The following is a 15,875-nucleotide window of genomic DNA, read 5'->3' as shown; positions in this document are numbered from 1 at the left end:
CCGGTGGGAACGGGGCCCCGGCCCGGGCTCGTCGAGCCACCAAGGCCGCGCGCACTGCGCCGGCCGACGAAGCCACGGTGAGCGAGGTCACGGTGAACGAGGCCACGACAGAGTCGGCAAAGGCGTCCGAGCGGGTGCCGGCCCAGAAGACCCCGACAAGGCCCCCGGCAGCCAAGGCGGCGCAGCCTGAGCGCGCGGAGGCGGCGTCCACGGCGGCCAAGGCCACCGAGGCGGAGGCCACGGCAGGTGAACCGGCAACGGCCAAGGCTGAAGCGACCGAGCCGGTGGCGACCGAGCCGGTGGCGACAGAGCTGAGAGTAAGCAAGCCCCAGGCAGCCGGGGCGGCGAGCGGGCCGGAAGGACTTGAGCCCGGCGCGACCGAGCCTCGGACGCCTTCGCGTCCGGCGGCCAAGCCCACGGCGGACGAGCCGACGGCCGATAAGCCGGCTGTGAGTAAGCCAGCGGCGGATAAGCCGTCGGCCGCTACGACGCCCGCCGTGAAGCCGGCGACCAAGCCCGCGCCCGCCATCGCACGCCCCGCCACCAGGCCCACCACGGCCACGAAGGCGGCGCCCGCCCGGCCCGCGGCAGCGGCAGCGGAGCCGGCAACCGCCGCAGCGGCCGAAACCAACGGAGCGGCCGGAACCAACGAGGCCGCCTCGGCCAACGGGGCCGGCTCCCAGAACGGAGCCGCCGCGACCGGTACGAGCAGCGCGAACGGAGCCGCCGCCCCCACGAGCGGCGCCAAACCGGCGATCAACGGTCGCCGCACGGGTGCCGCCAAGCCGATCGAAGACGCCGCCAAGCTGGCCAAGGGCGCCTCCGCGCAGGCCGAGAGCGCCGCTGAGCCGCCGGCGGACAACGCCACTGCGAGAGCCGGAAACGCCTCCAAGGCGATCGAGAGCGCCGCTCAACCCGCGGACGAGGCCGGGCCCCACCCCAGCAACCCCGCCGAGCTCGAGGCCACTCAGAGCACGACAGAGGACGATCAGCGCACGAACGGAACGAACGCGGGCGCGACCGGGGCGGACGCGACCGCGCGCAACGGGGATGCCGCCACGGAGTGGTTCGGGTCCGAAGGGAGCGCTGTGCAGGTACAGGAGGAAGAGAAGCCGCTGCCGGAGGACCGGTATCTCAACCGCGAGCTTTCCTGGCTGGACTTCAACGCCCGGGTGCTGACCCTCGCCGAGGACCCCACGACGCCGCTGCTGGAGCGGGCCAAGTTCCTCGCCATCTTCGCCAGCAATCTGGACGAGTTCTACATGGTGCGCGTCGCCGGTCTGAAGCGGCGCCTCCAGACCGGCCTGCCGGTACGCCGTCCCCCGGGTTTCCTGCCCCCGACGGAGCAGCTCGAGCAGATCGCCGAGCGCACGACGGGCCTGATGGCGCGCCAGTCGCGGGTGTTCGCCGAGGAGATCGCGCCCGCGATGGCCGTGGAGAACATCAACATCGTTCGCTGGACCGAGCTGGACCCGGCCGAGCGCGAGCGGATGCGCGCCTCGTTCCGCGAGCAGATCTTCCCGGTGCTCACGCCGCTGGCGGTCGATCCGGCGCACCCGTTCCCGTACATCTCCGGCCTGTCGCTGAACCTGGCCGTCGTGGTGCGCGAGAAGGACGGCGGGCCGGAATTGTTCGCGCGGATCAAGGTGCCCAACAACGTGCCGCGGTTCTTCGCGCTGCACGCCGCGCGCGACGGGGCGCGGGTGATGCGCTTCCTGCCGGTCGAGGAGCTCATCGCCGCCCACCTCGGGCAGCTGTTCTCGGGCATGCAGGTGCTCGAGCACCACCTGTTCCGGGTCACGCGCAACGCGGAGGTGGAGCTCGACGAGGATCGCGACGAGGACCTGCTGCAGGCGCTGGAGCGCGAGCTCGCGCGGAGGCGTTTCGGGCCGCCGGTGCGCCTGGAGGTCGCGGCGTCCATCTCCGACCACGTGCTGGAACTGCTCGTCCGCGAGCTGGACATGGACTCCCACGACGTGCTGCGGGTGCCCGGGTGGCTCGATCTGACCGCCCTGTGGGAGGTGTACAACGGCGTCGATCGTCCGGACCTGAAGGACCCGCCGTTCGTACCCGCGACGCACCCGCACTTCGCCGAGGGCGAGACGCCGCGCAGCGTCTTCGCGCGGTTGCGCGACCACGACATCCTGGTGCACCACCCGTACCACTCGTTCTCCACGAGCGTGCAGCGCTTCGTCGAGCAGGCCGCGGCCGACCCGAACGTGCTGGCGATCAAGCTGACCCTGTACCGCACCAGCGGCGACTCCCCGATCGTCGACGCCCTCGTCGACGCGGCCGAGGCCGGCAAGCAGGTGGTCGTGCTGGTCGAGGTCAAGGCACGCTTCGACGAGAAGGCGAACATCGGCTGGGCGCGGACGCTGGAGCGGGCGGGCTGCCACGTGGTGTACGGCCTGGTCGGCCTCAAGACGCACACGAAGACGGCCCTCGTGGTGCGCCAGGAGGGCAACCACATCCGCCGCTACTGCCACATCGGCACCGGCAACTACCACCCGAAGACGGCGCGGCTCTACGAGGACTACGGGCTGCTCACGGCCGACCCGGAGGTGGGCGCGGACCTGACCGACCTGTTCAACGTGCTCACCGGCTACAGCCGTCAGACGTCCTACCGCCGGCTCCTGGTCGCCCCGCACGGGGTGCGCCGGGGCATCATCGAGCGGATCGAGCGCGAGGTCGCGTACGGCGCGGACGGTCTCGTCCAGCTCAAGGTGAACTCGCTGGTCGACGAGGAGCTCATCGACTCGCTGTACCGGGCCGGCCGCGCGGGGACGCGGATCGACCTGATCGTGCGCGGCATCTGTGCGCTGCGCCCGGGCGTGCCGGGCCTGTCGGAGAACATTCGGGTCCTATCGGTCCTGGGCCGGTTCCTGGAGCACTCGCGGGTGTTCCGCTTCGGCCATGGCGCCCGCGCGGAGTACTGGATCGGCTCGGCCGACCTCATGCACCGCAACCTCGACCGCCGCGTGGAGGCGCTGGTCCAGGTCACGGACCCGGCCTCGACGGAGGAGCTGCGCCGGGTGCTGACCCTGATGATGAGCGACGACACCGGCGCGTTCGAGCTCTCGGGCAACGGCGAATGGCACCGCCGGCCGGGCAAGAACCCCCAGGAGGCGCTGCTGCGCCGCATCGTCGACCGGGTGGAGTGAGCCCGTCCGACCTCTTTAGGGTGACTGGATGCTGGAGGAAGAGCGCAAGTACCTCGCCGACGACGGGTTCACGATGCCGGACCTCCGCCTCGCCGGGCGGATGAGCGCGCGGGAGCCGGTGACGCTGCGGGCGACCTACTACGACACCCCGGAGCGGCTGCTCGCGCGCCACGGGGTTTCGCTGCGGTACCGCAAGGGCGACGCCTCGTCGAAGGTGTGGACGGTGAAGCTGCCGTCCTCGCGGGCGGGGATCCGCCACGAGCACTCGCGCCCGTCCCAGGGCTCGGGCGTGGTACCCCCGCAGCTGCTCGACCTCGTCACCGCCTATCGGCGCGGGCGCCGGCTCGCCCCGGCCGCGATCCTGCGCACGGTGCGCACCGTGTACGAGGTGTGCGACGCGGACGGTGAGCTGCTGGCCGAGGTGGCCGACGACGCGGTGAGCGTGCTCTTCGGCCGCGACGTCGCGCTGCGCTTCCGCGAGATCGAGGTGGAGCGCGCCGGCGGCGACCGGCGGCTGCTGGACCGCATCGAGGAGCTGCTGCTGGGCGCGGGCGCGCAGGCCGGCGCGTTCGTGCCCAAGCACGTGCGCGCGATGGAGGCGTTCGCGCCCCTGGACGCGCCGGTGCTGGTCGCGCCCGCGCGGCGGCGCACCGCCTACGCCGGCGACGTGGTCACCGAGGCGATCCGCCGTGACGTGGTGCGCATCTTCAAGCACGACCCCTTCGCGCGGCTGCGCGAGACGATGCCCAACGGCGACACCCCGGTGCACCAGATGCGGGTCGGCACCCGGCGCCTGCGCAGCGACCTGCAGACCTTCCAGGCCCTGCTGGACCCCCACTGGACGGCGCGGCTGCGCGGCGAGCTGGCGTGGCTGGCCGGCGCGCTCGGGGGCGCCCGGGACGTGGAGGTGCTGCGGGAGCGCCTGCACCGCACGGCGGCGGCCGACCCGCTGGTGCCGGCCGACCCACGCGCGGTCGCGCGGATCGACGCGGCGCTGGCCGCCCGGCAGGACGCGGCGCTGCGGGAGCTGGACGAGGCGCTGCATTCGCGGCGGTACGTCAAGCTCCTCGACGCCCTCATCGGCGCGGTGGAGGCGCCCCGGCTGGCGCCCCTGTCCTGGGAACGGGCGGAGGAGGTGCTGCCCGGCATCGTGCGCAAGCCCTGGCGGCGCCTCGTCGAGGGCGGCAGCGGCGTCGTCGGCGCGGGCGAGCTGACCCCGGACCTCCCCGACGACGACTGGCACGAGGTCCGCAAGCGGGCCAAACGCGCCCGCTACGCCGCCGACGCGGTCTCGGCGGTGGTGGGCCCGGAGGCGCAGCAGCTGGCCAAGGCGGTCGGGCGGGCGCAGGGGGTGCTCGGCGAGCACCAGGACGCGGCGATCGCCGCGGACGCGTGGCTGGCCGCGGCGGCCGCCGAGCCGGGCGATCACGACCTCGCGGTGACGGCAGGACGGCTCTTCGAGCGCGAGCGGGCCGCGGTGACACGCGCCCGCGCGGACTTCCCGGCCGTGTGGGAGACGGTCATGGAGGATAGAAACATCGCATGGCTGAAGTGAACTCGGTGGTCCGCGCGGCGGGCGGCGTGGTCTGGCGGCGGTCCACCGACGGGGTCGCGGAGATCGTGCTGGTGCACCGGCCCCGATACAACGACTGGTCGCTGCCGAAGGGCAAGCTGGACCCGGGCGAGCACGAGCTGACCGCCGCGGTGCGGGAGGTCTTCGAGGAGACGTCGGTCGAGGCGGTACCGCAGGTGCGGCTGCCGTCCGTGCGGTACCTGACGGGCGAGCCGGGCGTCGAGAAGAGCGTGGACTTCTGGTCGATGCGCGCGGCCGCGTGGGCGCCGCGTGCCGCCGACCATGAGATCGAGGAGGCCCGGTGGGTCTCCGCGACCGCTGCGCACACGCTGCTGAGCTACGCGCACGACCGCGGCGTCGTCCGCGCGTTTCTCGACGTCCCGCCGGTGACGGGGGTCGTCGCGCTGGTACGCCATGCAAAGGCCGGCAAGCGCAGGGAATGGCACGGCCCGGACGCCGAGCGGCCCCTGGAGCCGTCCGGGGAACACGACGCGCGGGCCCTCAGCGGGCTGCTGACGCTGCTTCGGCCGGACCGGGTGGTGTCGGCCACCCCCCTGCGCTGCCGGCAGACGGTGGCGCCGCTGGGGCTGCCGGTCGCGGTGGACCCGGCGTTCGACGAGCAGGCCGAGGCCGGACCGGCCGCGGAGGCGCTTGCGGCGTTGGCGCTGCGGGGCGGTACAACCGTGGTCTGCAGCCAGGGCAAACTCATGCCGGCGCTGCTCACCGCGCTCACGAACCGGGCCGACGTCGACTTTCACACCCGCAAGGGCGCCGGCTGGGTGCTCTGTTTCGCCGGCGCTCGCGTCGCCGGGCGGGACCGGCTGGCGCCGCTGTCGCTGCGATAGCGGCCCGGAACGGCGAAAGGGCGGCCCCGCAATTGCGGGGCCGCCCTTTCTGCGATCTTGCCTACTTGGCGGCGGCCTTCTTGGCCGGAGCCTTCTTGGCGGCGGTGGTGGTCTTGGCGGCGGCCGTGGCCGTCGTCGTCTTACGAGCCGTCGTGGACGCCGCGGCGCGGGTCGTCTTGGCGGCGGTCTTCTTCGCCGGAGCGGCCTTCGTGGCGGCCTTGGCCGGGGCGGTCTTGGTCGCGGCGGCCTTGGCCGGAGCGGCCTTCGCCGTCGTCGCCTTCGCCGTCGTCGCCTTCGCCGTCGTCGCCTTCGCCGTGGTGGCCTTGGCGGTCGTGGCCTTCGCGGTGGTCGTCTTCGTCGCGACGGCCTTCTTGGCGGCCGCGGCGACCTTCGGCACCTTGCCGCTGGCGACCATCTCGCGGAAGCTGGCGCCCGCGCGGAACGCCGGAACCGACGTCTTCTTCACCTTCACCGCTTCACCGGTGCGCGGGTTGCGGGCGGTTCTCGCACCGCGGATGCGCTTCTCGAAGACACCGAAACCGGTGATGGCGACCTTGTCGCCCTTGGTCACGGCAACCTGGATCTCGGCCAAAACCGCGTCCAGCGCCGCGTTCGCCGACTTCTTGTCGCCCAGGCGTGCGCTGAGCGCCTCGATGAGCTCGGCCTTGTTCACGTTTCCTCCCGTACCAGAAATAAAGTCCCTGTGGGCAAGGTATCCCAACGCACACAGGATACAAACATATGACGGAAAAGAAATCGTTGTGGAGTAACGGATTTGACCGAAGGCTCATCGAGACGCCCTGCGGGGGCTAGCGAACGACGGGTGTCCACTCCGGACGGCCTTGTTCGAACGCGGTGATAGCGTCCTCGTGGCGAAGGGTGAGGCCGATGTCGTCGAGGCCTTCCAGCAGCCGCCAGCGACTGAAATCGTCCAGGGGAAAGTCCCATTCGTTTGCCCCGGCACGCAACTGGCGAGCCTGGAGGTCGACCGTTACCTCAAGCTTGGGGTCGGCCTCGATCGCGGCCCACAGCTTCTCCACGTTTTCCGTGCCGAGCTCGACCGGCAGCAGGCCGCCCTTGAGCGCGTTTCCCCGGAAGATGTCGCCGAAACGCGGCGCGACGACCGCCCGGAAACCGTAGTCCTGCAATGCCCATACGGCGTGCTCACGCGATGATCCGGTGCCGAACTCGGGCCCGGCGACGAGGATCGAGGCGCCCTCGTACACGGGATTGTTGAGCACGAATTCGGGGTCGGAGCGCCAGGCGTTGAACAGCCCGTCGGCAAACCCGGTGCGGGTGACGCGCTTGAGGTAGACGGCGGGGATGATCTGGTCGGTGTCCACGTTGGACCGGCGCAGCGGAACGGCCGTGCCGGTGTGGACGGTGAACTTGTCCATGAGTGTCCGTGTCCCTTTTAGTTCAGGTCGGCAGGGGCGGCGAGATGACCGGCGACGGCGGTCGCGGCGGCGACCGGGGGCGATACCAGGTGGGTGCGGCCACCACGGCCCTGGCGGCCCTCGAAGTTTCGGTTGGAGGTCGAGGCGGAGCGCTCGCCGGGCTTGAGTGTGTCGGGATTCATACCCAGGCACATCGAGCAGCCCGCGAAGCGCCACTCCGCGCCGGCCTCGGTGAAGACCTTGTCGAGGCCCTCCTCCTCCGCGGCCGCGCGCACGGAAGCGGAGCCGGGCACGACGAGCATCCGGACGCTCTCGGCGACCCTGCGCCCGCGCAGCACGTCGGCCGCGGCGCGCAGGTCCTCGAGCCGGCCGTTGGTGCAGGAGCCCAGGAACACCACGTCGACCGCGACGTCGCGCAGCGCCGTGCCGGGGGTCAGCGCCATGTACTCCAGCGCCTTCTCCGCCGCGACGCGCTCGGCGTCCTCGGTGAAGTCGTCCGGGCTGGGCACGAAGCCGCCCAGCGGCGCTCCCTGGCCGGGGTTGGTGCCCCAGGTGACGAACGGGGTCAGCTGCGAGATGTCCAGCGTCACCTCGGTGTCGAACTTGGCGCCGTCGTCGGTGCGCAGGCTCGTCCAGTAGCCCTTGGCGCGCTCCCAGGCGTCGCCCGCCGGCGCGTACTCCCGGCCCTCGATGTAGGCGAACGTCGTCTCGTCCGGCGCGATCATGCCGGCCTTGGCGCCCCACTCGATCGACATGTTGGAGATGGTCATCCGACCCTCCATGGACAGCTTCTCGATCGCGGGGCCGCGGTACTCCACCACGTGCCCGCGCCCGCCGCCCGTGCCGACCTGGCTGATGAGCGCAAGCACCAGGTCCTTGGCGGTGACGCCGGGGCCGAGCTCGCCGACGACGTTGACCGCCATCGTGCGCGGGCGCGCCTGCGACAGCGTCTGCGTCGCCAGGACGTGCTCGACCTCCGAGGTGCCGATCCCGAACGCGAGGGCGCCGAACGCGCCGTGCGTGGAGGTGTGCGAGTCGCCGCAGACGATGGTCATACCGGGCTGGGTCAGGCCCAGCTGCGGTCCCATCACGTGGACGACGCCCTGCTGCGCGTCGCCGAGCGAGTGCAGCCGGATGCCGAACTCCTCGGTGTTGCGCCGCAGCGTCTCGATCTGCGTGCGCGAGACCGGGTCGCTGATGGTCAGCAGGTTGTCGGTCGGCGTGTTGTGGTCCTCGGTCGCGATCGTCAGCTCCGCGCGCCGCACCGGCCGGCCGGACATGCGCAGGCCGTCGAACGCCTGCGGGCTGGTCACCTCGTGCAGCAGGTGCAGATCGATGTAGAGCAGGTCGGGCTCGCCTTCGGCGGACCGCACGACGTGCGCATCCCACACCTTCTCCGCCAGCGTGCGCGGCTGCTGTTGTGCTTCTCCCACCATCTGGACATCCTAAAATTTGGGAGGTATGTTTCGGCCTGTGGGACACAGTATGAGCGGTGTCGGCGTGCTCGACAAGGCAGTAGTCATCCTTGCCGCCTGCGTCGACGGCGCCAGCCTGGCGGAATTGGTGGAGCGGACCAAGCTTCCGCGCGCCACCGCGCACCGCCTGGCCCAGGCATTGGAGATCCACCGCTTACTGGTCCGCGACGCGCAGGGGCGCTGGCGGCCGGGCCCGCGCCTGGGCGAGCTCGCCAACGCCGCGCCCGACGTCCTGCTGACCGCCGCGGAGCCGATGCTGACCGCCCTGCGCGACGCGACGGGCGAGAGTGCGCAGTTGTACCTTCGCCGCGCCGACGAACGCCTGTGCGTGGCCGCGGCCGAGCGTGCCAGCGGTCTGCGCGACACCGTGCCGATCGGCGCCGTGCTGCCCATGACCGCCGGCTCGGCCGCGCAGGTGCTCCTCGCGTGGGAGCCACCGGAGGCCGTGATGCCGCTGCTGCCGCGCTGCAAGTTCACGGGGCGCACGCTGGCGGAGGTGCGGCGGCGGGGCTGGGCGCAGAGCGTGGCCGAGCGCGAGCCGGGTGTGGCCAGCGTGTCCGCGCCGATCCGGGACCGTACCGGGCGGGTGATCGCGGCGATCAGCGTGTCCGGCCCGATCGAGCGCCTGGGCCGGCGCCCGGGCGACCGCCACGCGATGGCCGTGGTGCGCGCGGGGCAGCGCTTGTCGGGCTTGTAGGGCTCGTAGGCGGGGCTTCTCGTACATTTTCAGCTTGCTCGAACCGGCTCGGCGTCCGCCCGGGCCGGTTCTGCATGTTCCCGGTGGGATTTGCGCTCCCGGCGATGACGCCCCCTTGCGCGACGCAGTCTGCGCGCCGGCGCCCGGGCGGCGCCGGCGCTGCCGTCCCCGGTTCCGCGCCCTGGTGAACCACACCGGGTTGCGCCGGCGATGCCGTCCTCAGTTTCCGCCCCCCGGCCGAATCACACCGGGTTGCGCCGGCGCCGCCGTCCTCGGTTCCGTGCGCTGGCCGACCGCACCGGGTTGCGCGGCGCGCGGACGCGCCTACCATCGGCGGGGCGTTCCGTGCGGAGTTTCCAGGTGGACCGGCGCGGGCGCGTACTGCATCGGCGGATCCGGGGCGCGGTCCCGGAGCGCATCAGCTGGAAGGAACGCCAGTGCCCGATTCGACCACCCCAGCCAGCCCCGAGCCGGACGGCTCGGCGGGCCTTCACACCTCCCCCTCGTCCGGGACGCCGGCCACCCCGTCGGGCCACGGTCCGGGCGGCCCGGACTCGCCGGACTCCCCCTCGACGCCGCAGGAACCGCAGCTCCCGCCGCCCGCCCAGTCCGGCGGCACCGGTGGCAGCGGCCGCGGCGGCTGCATGTCGCTGATCATCGCGCTCGTCGTGTTCATCGCGGCGATCCTCGGCATCGCCACCCAGCTCTAGACCCAGATCCGCATCGGCGGCCGACGCGACCGCGCCGACATCGCGGTCGCGTCCGCGCGCCGTCGGCCGCCGTTTCGGCGGATTCATCACCATGCACTCCCCCGCTACCATCGCGCTCACATCCAGCGGGGGAGGCAGAAACATGGCAAGCACCGATAATCCGTCACAATCCGCCAGCAACGACGGGAGATCGGCAACCAGCCAGGACCCGGCCGCCGAAACGGCACCGCCCGAGGGCGCGAGCGCTGCAGAGACCGGGGCCGCCACCACCGACGACCCGGCACCGGGCGCGACCAGAAACAACGTCGCGACCGAAAGCACCCCGGCGACCGAGGAAACCGCCATCGGCCGCACGGAGGACTCGGGCACAGCGGAGGCCGAAGACGCCGCCGCCGACCATGTCGCGGCGACGAGCGCGGACGCGACCGAGCGCCCCCTGAAGACCGACGGCGCCGCCTCCGAGCGCATGGCGCCCCCAGGCACGGAGGCGGGCACCGTAGAAGCCGAGGCGGCCACCGTAGAAGCCGAGGCGGCCACCGTAGAAGCCGAGGCGGCCACCGTAGAAGCCGAGAACGCCACCACCGAGCGCACAGTGACCGCCGGCGCGGACGCGGGCACCTCGGAGACCGGGGACGCCGCCAGCGAGCGCACAGTGGCCATGGCCGCGGCAGATACACCCGAAACCAATGCCGCCGCCACCGAGGGCACCCCGACCGGCAGCCAAGCACCAGGCAGCTTCACACCCGTCGACGACGTGCTCACCGGGGCCCTGTCCGCCGACGGCATGCACAATGCCGCCGAGGCGCCCGCGCGGTCGCGGCGTCGGCTTGCCCTGGTGCTCGGGGCCGCGGCCGTGATCGTCGCGGTGGTGGCGGCCGGCGCGGCGTACGCGGTCAAGCAGCGCTGGAACAAGCCCACCGGCGCGCTGCCCGAGGACCGCGTCCCGGCGTCGGTCGCGGCGTTCGCGCGGGTCAACCTCACGCCCGGGCTCGGCCAGCGGGTCAAGTTCGAGGAGTTGCTGCGCCGGGCGAGCGGCGCCCCGGCCCAGGTCGACGGGCTGGAGCGCGAGCTGTTCGAGGGCCTGCGGACGCCGATCACGTACGCGGACGTCGCGCCGTGGTTCGACGACCGCATCGGGGTGGCGATGTGGGCCGCGCCCGCGCACCCGGACCGGGCGGTGACGCTCGTCGCGGCGTCGGCCACGGACGACAAGAAGGCGCGGGCGTCGCTGGAGACGCTGCAGCGCAAACGCGGGACGGACCGGATCGGCTTCGTGGTCGAGGACGGGTACGTCCTGCTGGCCGTCGGCGAGCTGGACGCTCAGGACGCCGCGGCCGCGGCGGCCGACGAGGCGAAGCGGGCGCCGCTGGCCAAGGATGCCGCGTTCACGTCGGCGATCGGGACGCTCCCGGGCGCCCAGCCCGTGATCGGCTGGGCGGACCTGACGCGGGCCACCAAGCTCGAACCGGACCTGCGCGAGGCGTTCCTGGTCGAGATGCCGGGCGCGGAGGTCTTGGGCCCGTACGGCGGGCCTGTCCCGAGCGTCGCATCGGGGCCGCCGGCGAGTCCGAGCGCGGGCGCCGGGCGGCCGGCCCTGGACCTCCGCGGCGTCGCCGTCGTCGGCCTGCAGGCGGCTGACGACGCTCTCGAGGCGACCGTGCGGCTGATCGGGGTCGACGGGCTCCCCCTCGGTACCGAAGCCGGAAAAACGGACGTCGTGAACGCTCTCGGCGCCCTTTCGGGCGATGCCTCGGCCGCGGGCGTCCTCGCGGGGCCGATCGGGGACCCGGCGAAGTTGCTGGGCCCGGACGCGGGTGCTCTGTTGCTGGGTCTCTTCGGCACGGTCATGTCCGGGGCGGTGCCCATCATGATCGATGGTTCGCCGCCGAACCGCGTGATCTCGGACGAGGAGCTGGACCAGTACCTCCGCGAGCACCCGGAGATCTTCGGCGAGCTGCCGCCCGGCGACCTTGAGTCCATCCAGATTGGCGGCCTGGAAGGGCTGCAGCCGCTGCCGAACGTCGGGAAGCTCACCGAGCGGCTCTCGAGCGGCGTGGGGGCGGCGCAGGCGGTCTCGTTCACGGTGGCCGGCAAGGCGGACGATCAGACGCAGGCGGAGCCGCTCCTGCTCGACCTGCGAATGGCGGATGCGGGCGCGGCTGCCCGGATGCGCGACGAGGTCGCGACGGACCTGACGAAGATCAGCAAGGTCACCTGTGAGCAGCACGAGGACCACGTGGTGCTGCGCTCGGCCGCGTACACGGGCGGAACGTCGCGGCTGGCCGACAATCCGCTGTTCCAGCGCGCGATGGCGGGCGCGGTCGCGAGCCCGGTGGCGGCGGTGTACCTCGCGGGGTCGTCGGTCGGCGACCCGTTCCGGGCGGTCGGGGTGACGGCGGGCCGCGCGGGCGCGGACACGGTCCTGCACGCGCGACTGGTCCTGGCTTAGAGAGAGCCGGGCCGGAAACAGATCAGCCGCCTCGAGGTCTGGTTCCTCGAAGCGGCTGATCTGTGCTTGGTAGCCCCGACCGGATTCGAACCGGCGCTACCGCCTTGAGAGGGCGGCGTCCTGGGCCGCTAGACGACGGGGCCCCAGTACTTTCAACTTGCTCTTCCGTGCTGCCGTGCGGTGACACGCTACAGCACCGCGATTTTGCCGCGGCGCTGGGGTACCAGGACTCGAACCTAGACTAACTGAACCAGAATCAGTTGGGCTGCCAATTACCCCATACCCCATCGGCGCTTACCGCGCCGAAAGAGAACTTTACCGGAGGTCCCCTTCCACGCCAAATCGGTTGTCGGGAACACGCCTATTCCAAGGTCAGAACCTTGTTGCTGAGCGCGCCGACCCCCTCGATCGAGACCACGACCTCGTCGCCGTTGACCATCGGGGAGACGCCGGCCGGGGTGCCGGTGAGGATCACGTCGCCCGGAAGCAGCGTCATCACATGTGACACATATGACACGAGCGTCGGCACGTCGAACACCATGTCCTTGGTCCGGCCGAGCTGGCGGACCTCCTCGTTGACCTCACAGCGCACCTCGACGTCGCTGACGTCCACGCCGGTGACGATCCACGGGCCGATCGGGCAGAACGAGTCGAAGCCCTTCGCGCGGGTGAACTGGACGTCCTTGCGCTGCAGGTCGCGCGCGGTCACGTCGTTGGCGCAGGTGTACCCGAAGATGGCCGCCGCCGCGCCCGCGCGGTCGACCCGGCGCGCGCCGGTGACGCCGATGACGACGGCGAGCTCGGCCTCGTGCTCGACCTGCTGCGACTGCGGAGGCAGCCGGATCGCGTCGTTGGGGCCGATGACGGACGTGGATGGCTTGAGGAAGAGCAGAGGCTCCTTCGGCACGTCGTTGCCCAGCTCGGCCGCGTGGTCGGCGTAGTTCCGCCCGACGCACACCACCTTGCTGGGCAGGATGGGCGAGAGCAGCCGCACGTCGGCGACGGCCCAGCGCTGGCCGGTGAATCGGAGCTCACCGAACGGGTGGCCCTCGATCTCGGCGACGGTCAGCCCGGACGCGCCGGACGACGGCTCACCCTCGACGACCCCGAACGACATGCCACTGCTGTGGGCGAAACGAGCTATACGCACGGGCTGAAATCTACTCCCCGACCAAGTGGCGCTCCACGAACGCATTGCGGAAGGTCCCCGCCGGGTCCAGGCGCGCGGCGAGGGCGGCGAAGTCGCGCCCGCGCGCGTAGGCCGGCGCGTGCCGGAAAACCTTGCCCCAGTGCGGACGCGGGGCGAACGGCGCGAGGGCCTCCTCCAGCGCGTCAACCGCCCCAAGAACAAGATCATTATTCGGTACCCACGTGAAGTGCAGCGCCACACTGTCGCGCTCATAGTGCGGGCTGAGCCACATTCCGTCCGCCGCGACCGTGCGGATCTCGGAGATCTGCAGGGCCGGCACGATCCGGTCACGGACCCGCTCGACCGCCGCGAACGCCGCGATCGCGTCCGCGCGCGCCACGAAGTACTCGGTCTGCAGCTCCTCGCCGCTGCTCGGGGTGAACTCGAGCTTGAAGTGCGGCAGCCGCTCGTGCCACGGCCCGGGCGCGCCACCCTGCTCGGTGCAGTTCTCGGGCGACATGATCGCGATCGGGTGCCGCTTGCCGTCGGCCGGGACGGCGCCGAACAGCTCGGCGGGCGCGGGGGCGTCCTCGTCGCGCCGCTTGAGCCAGACCTGGTCGACGGTGTCGCCGTGCCAGCCGGTGAACAGACTGACGCTGTACCCCGCGGACGCGATCTCCTCCCAGTGCGCGTCGAGCTGTGCGCGCGGGAGCCGCTCGTAGACGTACTGGCTGACGCGGTACCGAGGCTGGATGTCGAGCGTGATACGCACGACGGCGCCGAGCGCCCCGAGCGCCACGACGGCGCCGTCGAAGTCCGCGTCCCCGCGCCGCAGCGACACCAGCTCGCCGCCGCCGGCCACGATATCGACCCCGGCGACCGCGGTGGCGAGGTTGCCCAGCCGCGCCCCGGACCCGTGCGTGCCCGTCGCGACCGCGCCCGCGATCGAGATGTGGGGCAGCGAGCCGAGGTTGTGCAGCGCGTACCCCGCGGCGTCCAGGTGCCGCGCCAGCTCCCCGTAGCGCACTCCGCCCGCGACACTGACCGTTCCCGCGCCGGCGTCGACCTGGATGTCCGCGGGCAGCCCGGCCACGCTAAGCAGGTCGGAGTCGGTGTCGGCGATCGCGTTGAACGAGTGCCCGGTCCCGAGCACCCGAACCCGCTCGGCCGCGGCGACGATCTCCTGCACCTGCTCGACGCTGCCGGGCCGATGCACCCGCGCCGCGCCGAACTCGATGTTCCCGGCCCAGTTCCGCAGCCGCTCGCTCATTTTGCCGCCTCCCAGCCCCACGAAGCCCCGTACTGCCCGCCACGGTAGCCACCCGGAGCCGTCCCCGCCTCCGCGCGCCCTCGCGGACACCCGCTCCGTAAGGAGAGTTCGGACACGCCGCCCGGTCCGTCGGGGAGTCTCGGCACGTCGACGCCCGCCGGACATGGTCCGCACATGAGCTCCGCCTCGCCGTCCCGAGGGTTCCCGACGCTCGCGCCCGGACGCGGCGATTGTTCTGCCGGGCTCCGTTGTACAGCCACGACACGGTCGAGCGGGCCCGGAACGCGGCGTCGGACAGCCGATCCGCGCACGCCGATCTCCGGGCGCCTCCGCGCGGACGGGTCGCCCCGCCCGCCCATTCGCCGATCGTTGGTCACCGAACGAGAGTTGTTCGCCACCGAACGAAGCCCGAGAGGGCCATTCGGCCGTTCCCCCGGGCACGGACGCCCGCGCAGACTTCGCTTCGTGACCTCTCAGCCACCGCACGGCACTGGGTCCTGGCGGCCCGAACAGCACAGTGTCCCGGTCTCCGGGCCCGGCCGCTCGGCGATGCCGCACGCCGCGCCCGCGCCCATGCCGCCCGTGTATGCCGCTCCCGCCGGCGGGCCGTGGACTGCGCCGCCGCCGCCGACCGGCGCGCGGAAGCACGGCTGGTACCTGGTCATCGCCGCCGCCGTGCTCGGCGTCCTCGTCTTCTGCGGCATCGTGGTCGCCGCCGCGGGCAACCAGGACAAGCCGGCCAAGACCGAGGACGTCGCGCGCAACGGGGCGCTCGGGGCACCCATCAGCGACGCTCCCGCCTCTTCTCCCGCCACGACGGCGTTCGACACACAGACCACGACCGCCCCGGCACCGACCACCGCCGCGGCCGCGCCGACGACGGCACCGACGACCGCCGCCGGTGCCCCGGGCGCGAAGCCGACCACCAAGCCGCCGGCCACGAAGCCGGCGACCACCAGGCCGGCGACGAAGCCCACGACCAAGCCGCCCACGCAGAACTGCAACCCCAACTACTCGCCGTGCGTCCCGAACGACCCGGTCGACGTGGACTGCGCCGGGGGCTCGGGCAACGGCCCGTCCTACGTGCAGGGGCCGGTCCAGGTGATCGGCAGCGACCCGTACGGCCTGGACACCGATCACGACGGCATCGGATGCGAGTGACCGCCTGA

The 15,875-nt window shown here is 72.4% G+C and carries 12 protein-coding genes and 2 tRNA genes; 7 read left to right on the top strand and 7 right to left on the bottom strand.

Annotated features, from left to right (window positions below; translation table 11 throughout):
- Positions 1–896: 896 nt before the first annotated feature.
- From AB0B76_RS04900 to AB0B76_RS04890, 3 genes are read left to right on the top strand one after another with little or no spacing between them, the layout of a single operon-like run.
- Complete coding sequence (locus AB0B76_RS04900; RefSeq protein WP_360370211.1) at positions 897–3,161, top strand: RNA degradosome polyphosphate kinase; 2,265 nt, start codon at positions 897–899, stop codon at positions 3,159–3,161.
- Between the two features lie 28 nt (positions 3,162–3,189).
- Positions 3,190–4,716: a CYTH and CHAD domain-containing protein gene (locus tag AB0B76_RS04895; RefSeq protein WP_360369435.1), complete on the top strand. Its 1,527-nt coding sequence runs from the start codon at positions 3,190–3,192 to the stop codon at positions 4,714–4,716.
- A complete protein-coding gene (locus AB0B76_RS04890; RefSeq protein ID WP_360369433.1) occupies positions 4,704–5,579 on the top strand; it encodes an NUDIX domain-containing protein in 876 nt (291 codons plus the stop codon). The genes AB0B76_RS04895 and AB0B76_RS04890 overlap by 13 nt, the downstream gene beginning before the upstream one ends.
- 61 nt (positions 5,580–5,640) lie before the next feature.
- On the opposite strand, the gene AB0B76_RS04885 is transcribed toward AB0B76_RS04890, so the two are convergent.
- The 3 genes from AB0B76_RS04885 to leuC all read right to left on the bottom strand — a co-directional run bounded on the left by AB0B76_RS04885 (position 5,641) and on the right by leuC (position 8,412).
- On the bottom strand, positions 5,641–6,252 hold the full coding sequence (locus tag AB0B76_RS04885) for an HU family DNA-binding protein (RefSeq protein ID WP_360369430.1): 612 nt from the start codon (positions 6,250–6,252) through the stop codon (positions 5,641–5,643).
- 136 nt (positions 6,253–6,388) lie between these two features.
- Entirely contained in the window at positions 6,389–6,976 is a 588-nt protein-coding gene (gene leuD / locus AB0B76_RS04880; RefSeq protein ID WP_360369427.1) for a 3-isopropylmalate dehydratase small subunit, read from the bottom strand.
- A 17-nt stretch (positions 6,977–6,993) separates the two neighbouring features.
- Positions 6,994–8,412, bottom strand: a complete 1,419-nt coding sequence (gene leuC, locus AB0B76_RS04875; protein WP_360369424.1) for a 3-isopropylmalate dehydratase large subunit — start codon at positions 8,410–8,412, stop codon at positions 6,994–6,996.
- Between the two features lie 49 nt (positions 8,413–8,461).
- Between leuC and AB0B76_RS04870 the strand changes: the two genes are divergently transcribed.
- The 3 genes from AB0B76_RS04870 (at position 8,462) to AB0B76_RS04860 (ending at position 12,307) form a co-directional block, all read left to right on the top strand.
- Positions 8,462–9,148, top strand: coding sequence for an IclR family transcriptional regulator (locus AB0B76_RS04870; protein WP_223101757.1), 687 nt, complete (start codon positions 8,462–8,464; stop codon positions 9,146–9,148).
- 437 nt (positions 9,149–9,585) lie between these two features.
- Positions 9,586–9,858, top strand: coding sequence for a hypothetical protein (locus tag AB0B76_RS04865; protein WP_360369421.1), 273 nt, complete (start codon positions 9,586–9,588; stop codon positions 9,856–9,858).
- 142 nt (positions 9,859–10,000) lie between these two features.
- Positions 10,001–12,307 (top strand): hypothetical protein, encoded by a 2,307-nt coding sequence (locus tag AB0B76_RS04860; protein WP_360369418.1) that lies wholly within the window; start codon positions 10,001–10,003, stop codon positions 12,305–12,307.
- 67 nt (positions 12,308–12,374) lie between these two features.
- On the opposite strand, the gene AB0B76_RS04855 is transcribed toward AB0B76_RS04860, so the two are convergent.
- The 4 genes from AB0B76_RS04855 to AB0B76_RS04840 all read right to left on the bottom strand — a co-directional run bounded on the left by AB0B76_RS04855 (position 12,375) and on the right by AB0B76_RS04840 (position 14,706).
- Positions 12,375–12,450, bottom strand: a tRNA-Glu gene (locus AB0B76_RS04855).
- Between the two features lie 72 nt (positions 12,451–12,522).
- Positions 12,523–12,594: transfer RNA gene (locus tag AB0B76_RS04850), tRNA-Gln, on the bottom strand.
- 74 nt (positions 12,595–12,668) lie between these two features.
- On the bottom strand, positions 12,669–13,457 hold the full coding sequence (locus AB0B76_RS04845; protein ID WP_360369415.1) for a fumarylacetoacetate hydrolase family protein: 789 nt from the start codon (positions 13,455–13,457) through the stop codon (positions 12,669–12,671).
- A gap of 10 nt (positions 13,458–13,467) precedes the next feature.
- Entirely contained in the window at positions 13,468–14,706 is a 1,239-nt protein-coding gene (locus AB0B76_RS04840) for an FAD-binding protein (RefSeq protein WP_360369412.1), read from the bottom strand.
- Positions 14,707–15,171: 465 nt separating this feature from the next.
- Between AB0B76_RS04840 and AB0B76_RS04835 the strand changes: the two genes are divergently transcribed.
- Entirely contained in the window at positions 15,172–15,867 is a 696-nt protein-coding gene (locus tag AB0B76_RS04835) for a hypothetical protein (RefSeq protein WP_360369409.1), read from the top strand.
- Positions 15,868–15,875 lie beyond the last annotated feature (8 nt).

The sequence above is a fragment of the Dactylosporangium sp. NPDC049140 genome, assembly GCF_040648435.1.
Note: the sequence above shows the minus strand (reverse complement) of the source record. Positions and strands in the feature narration are given on the sequence as shown.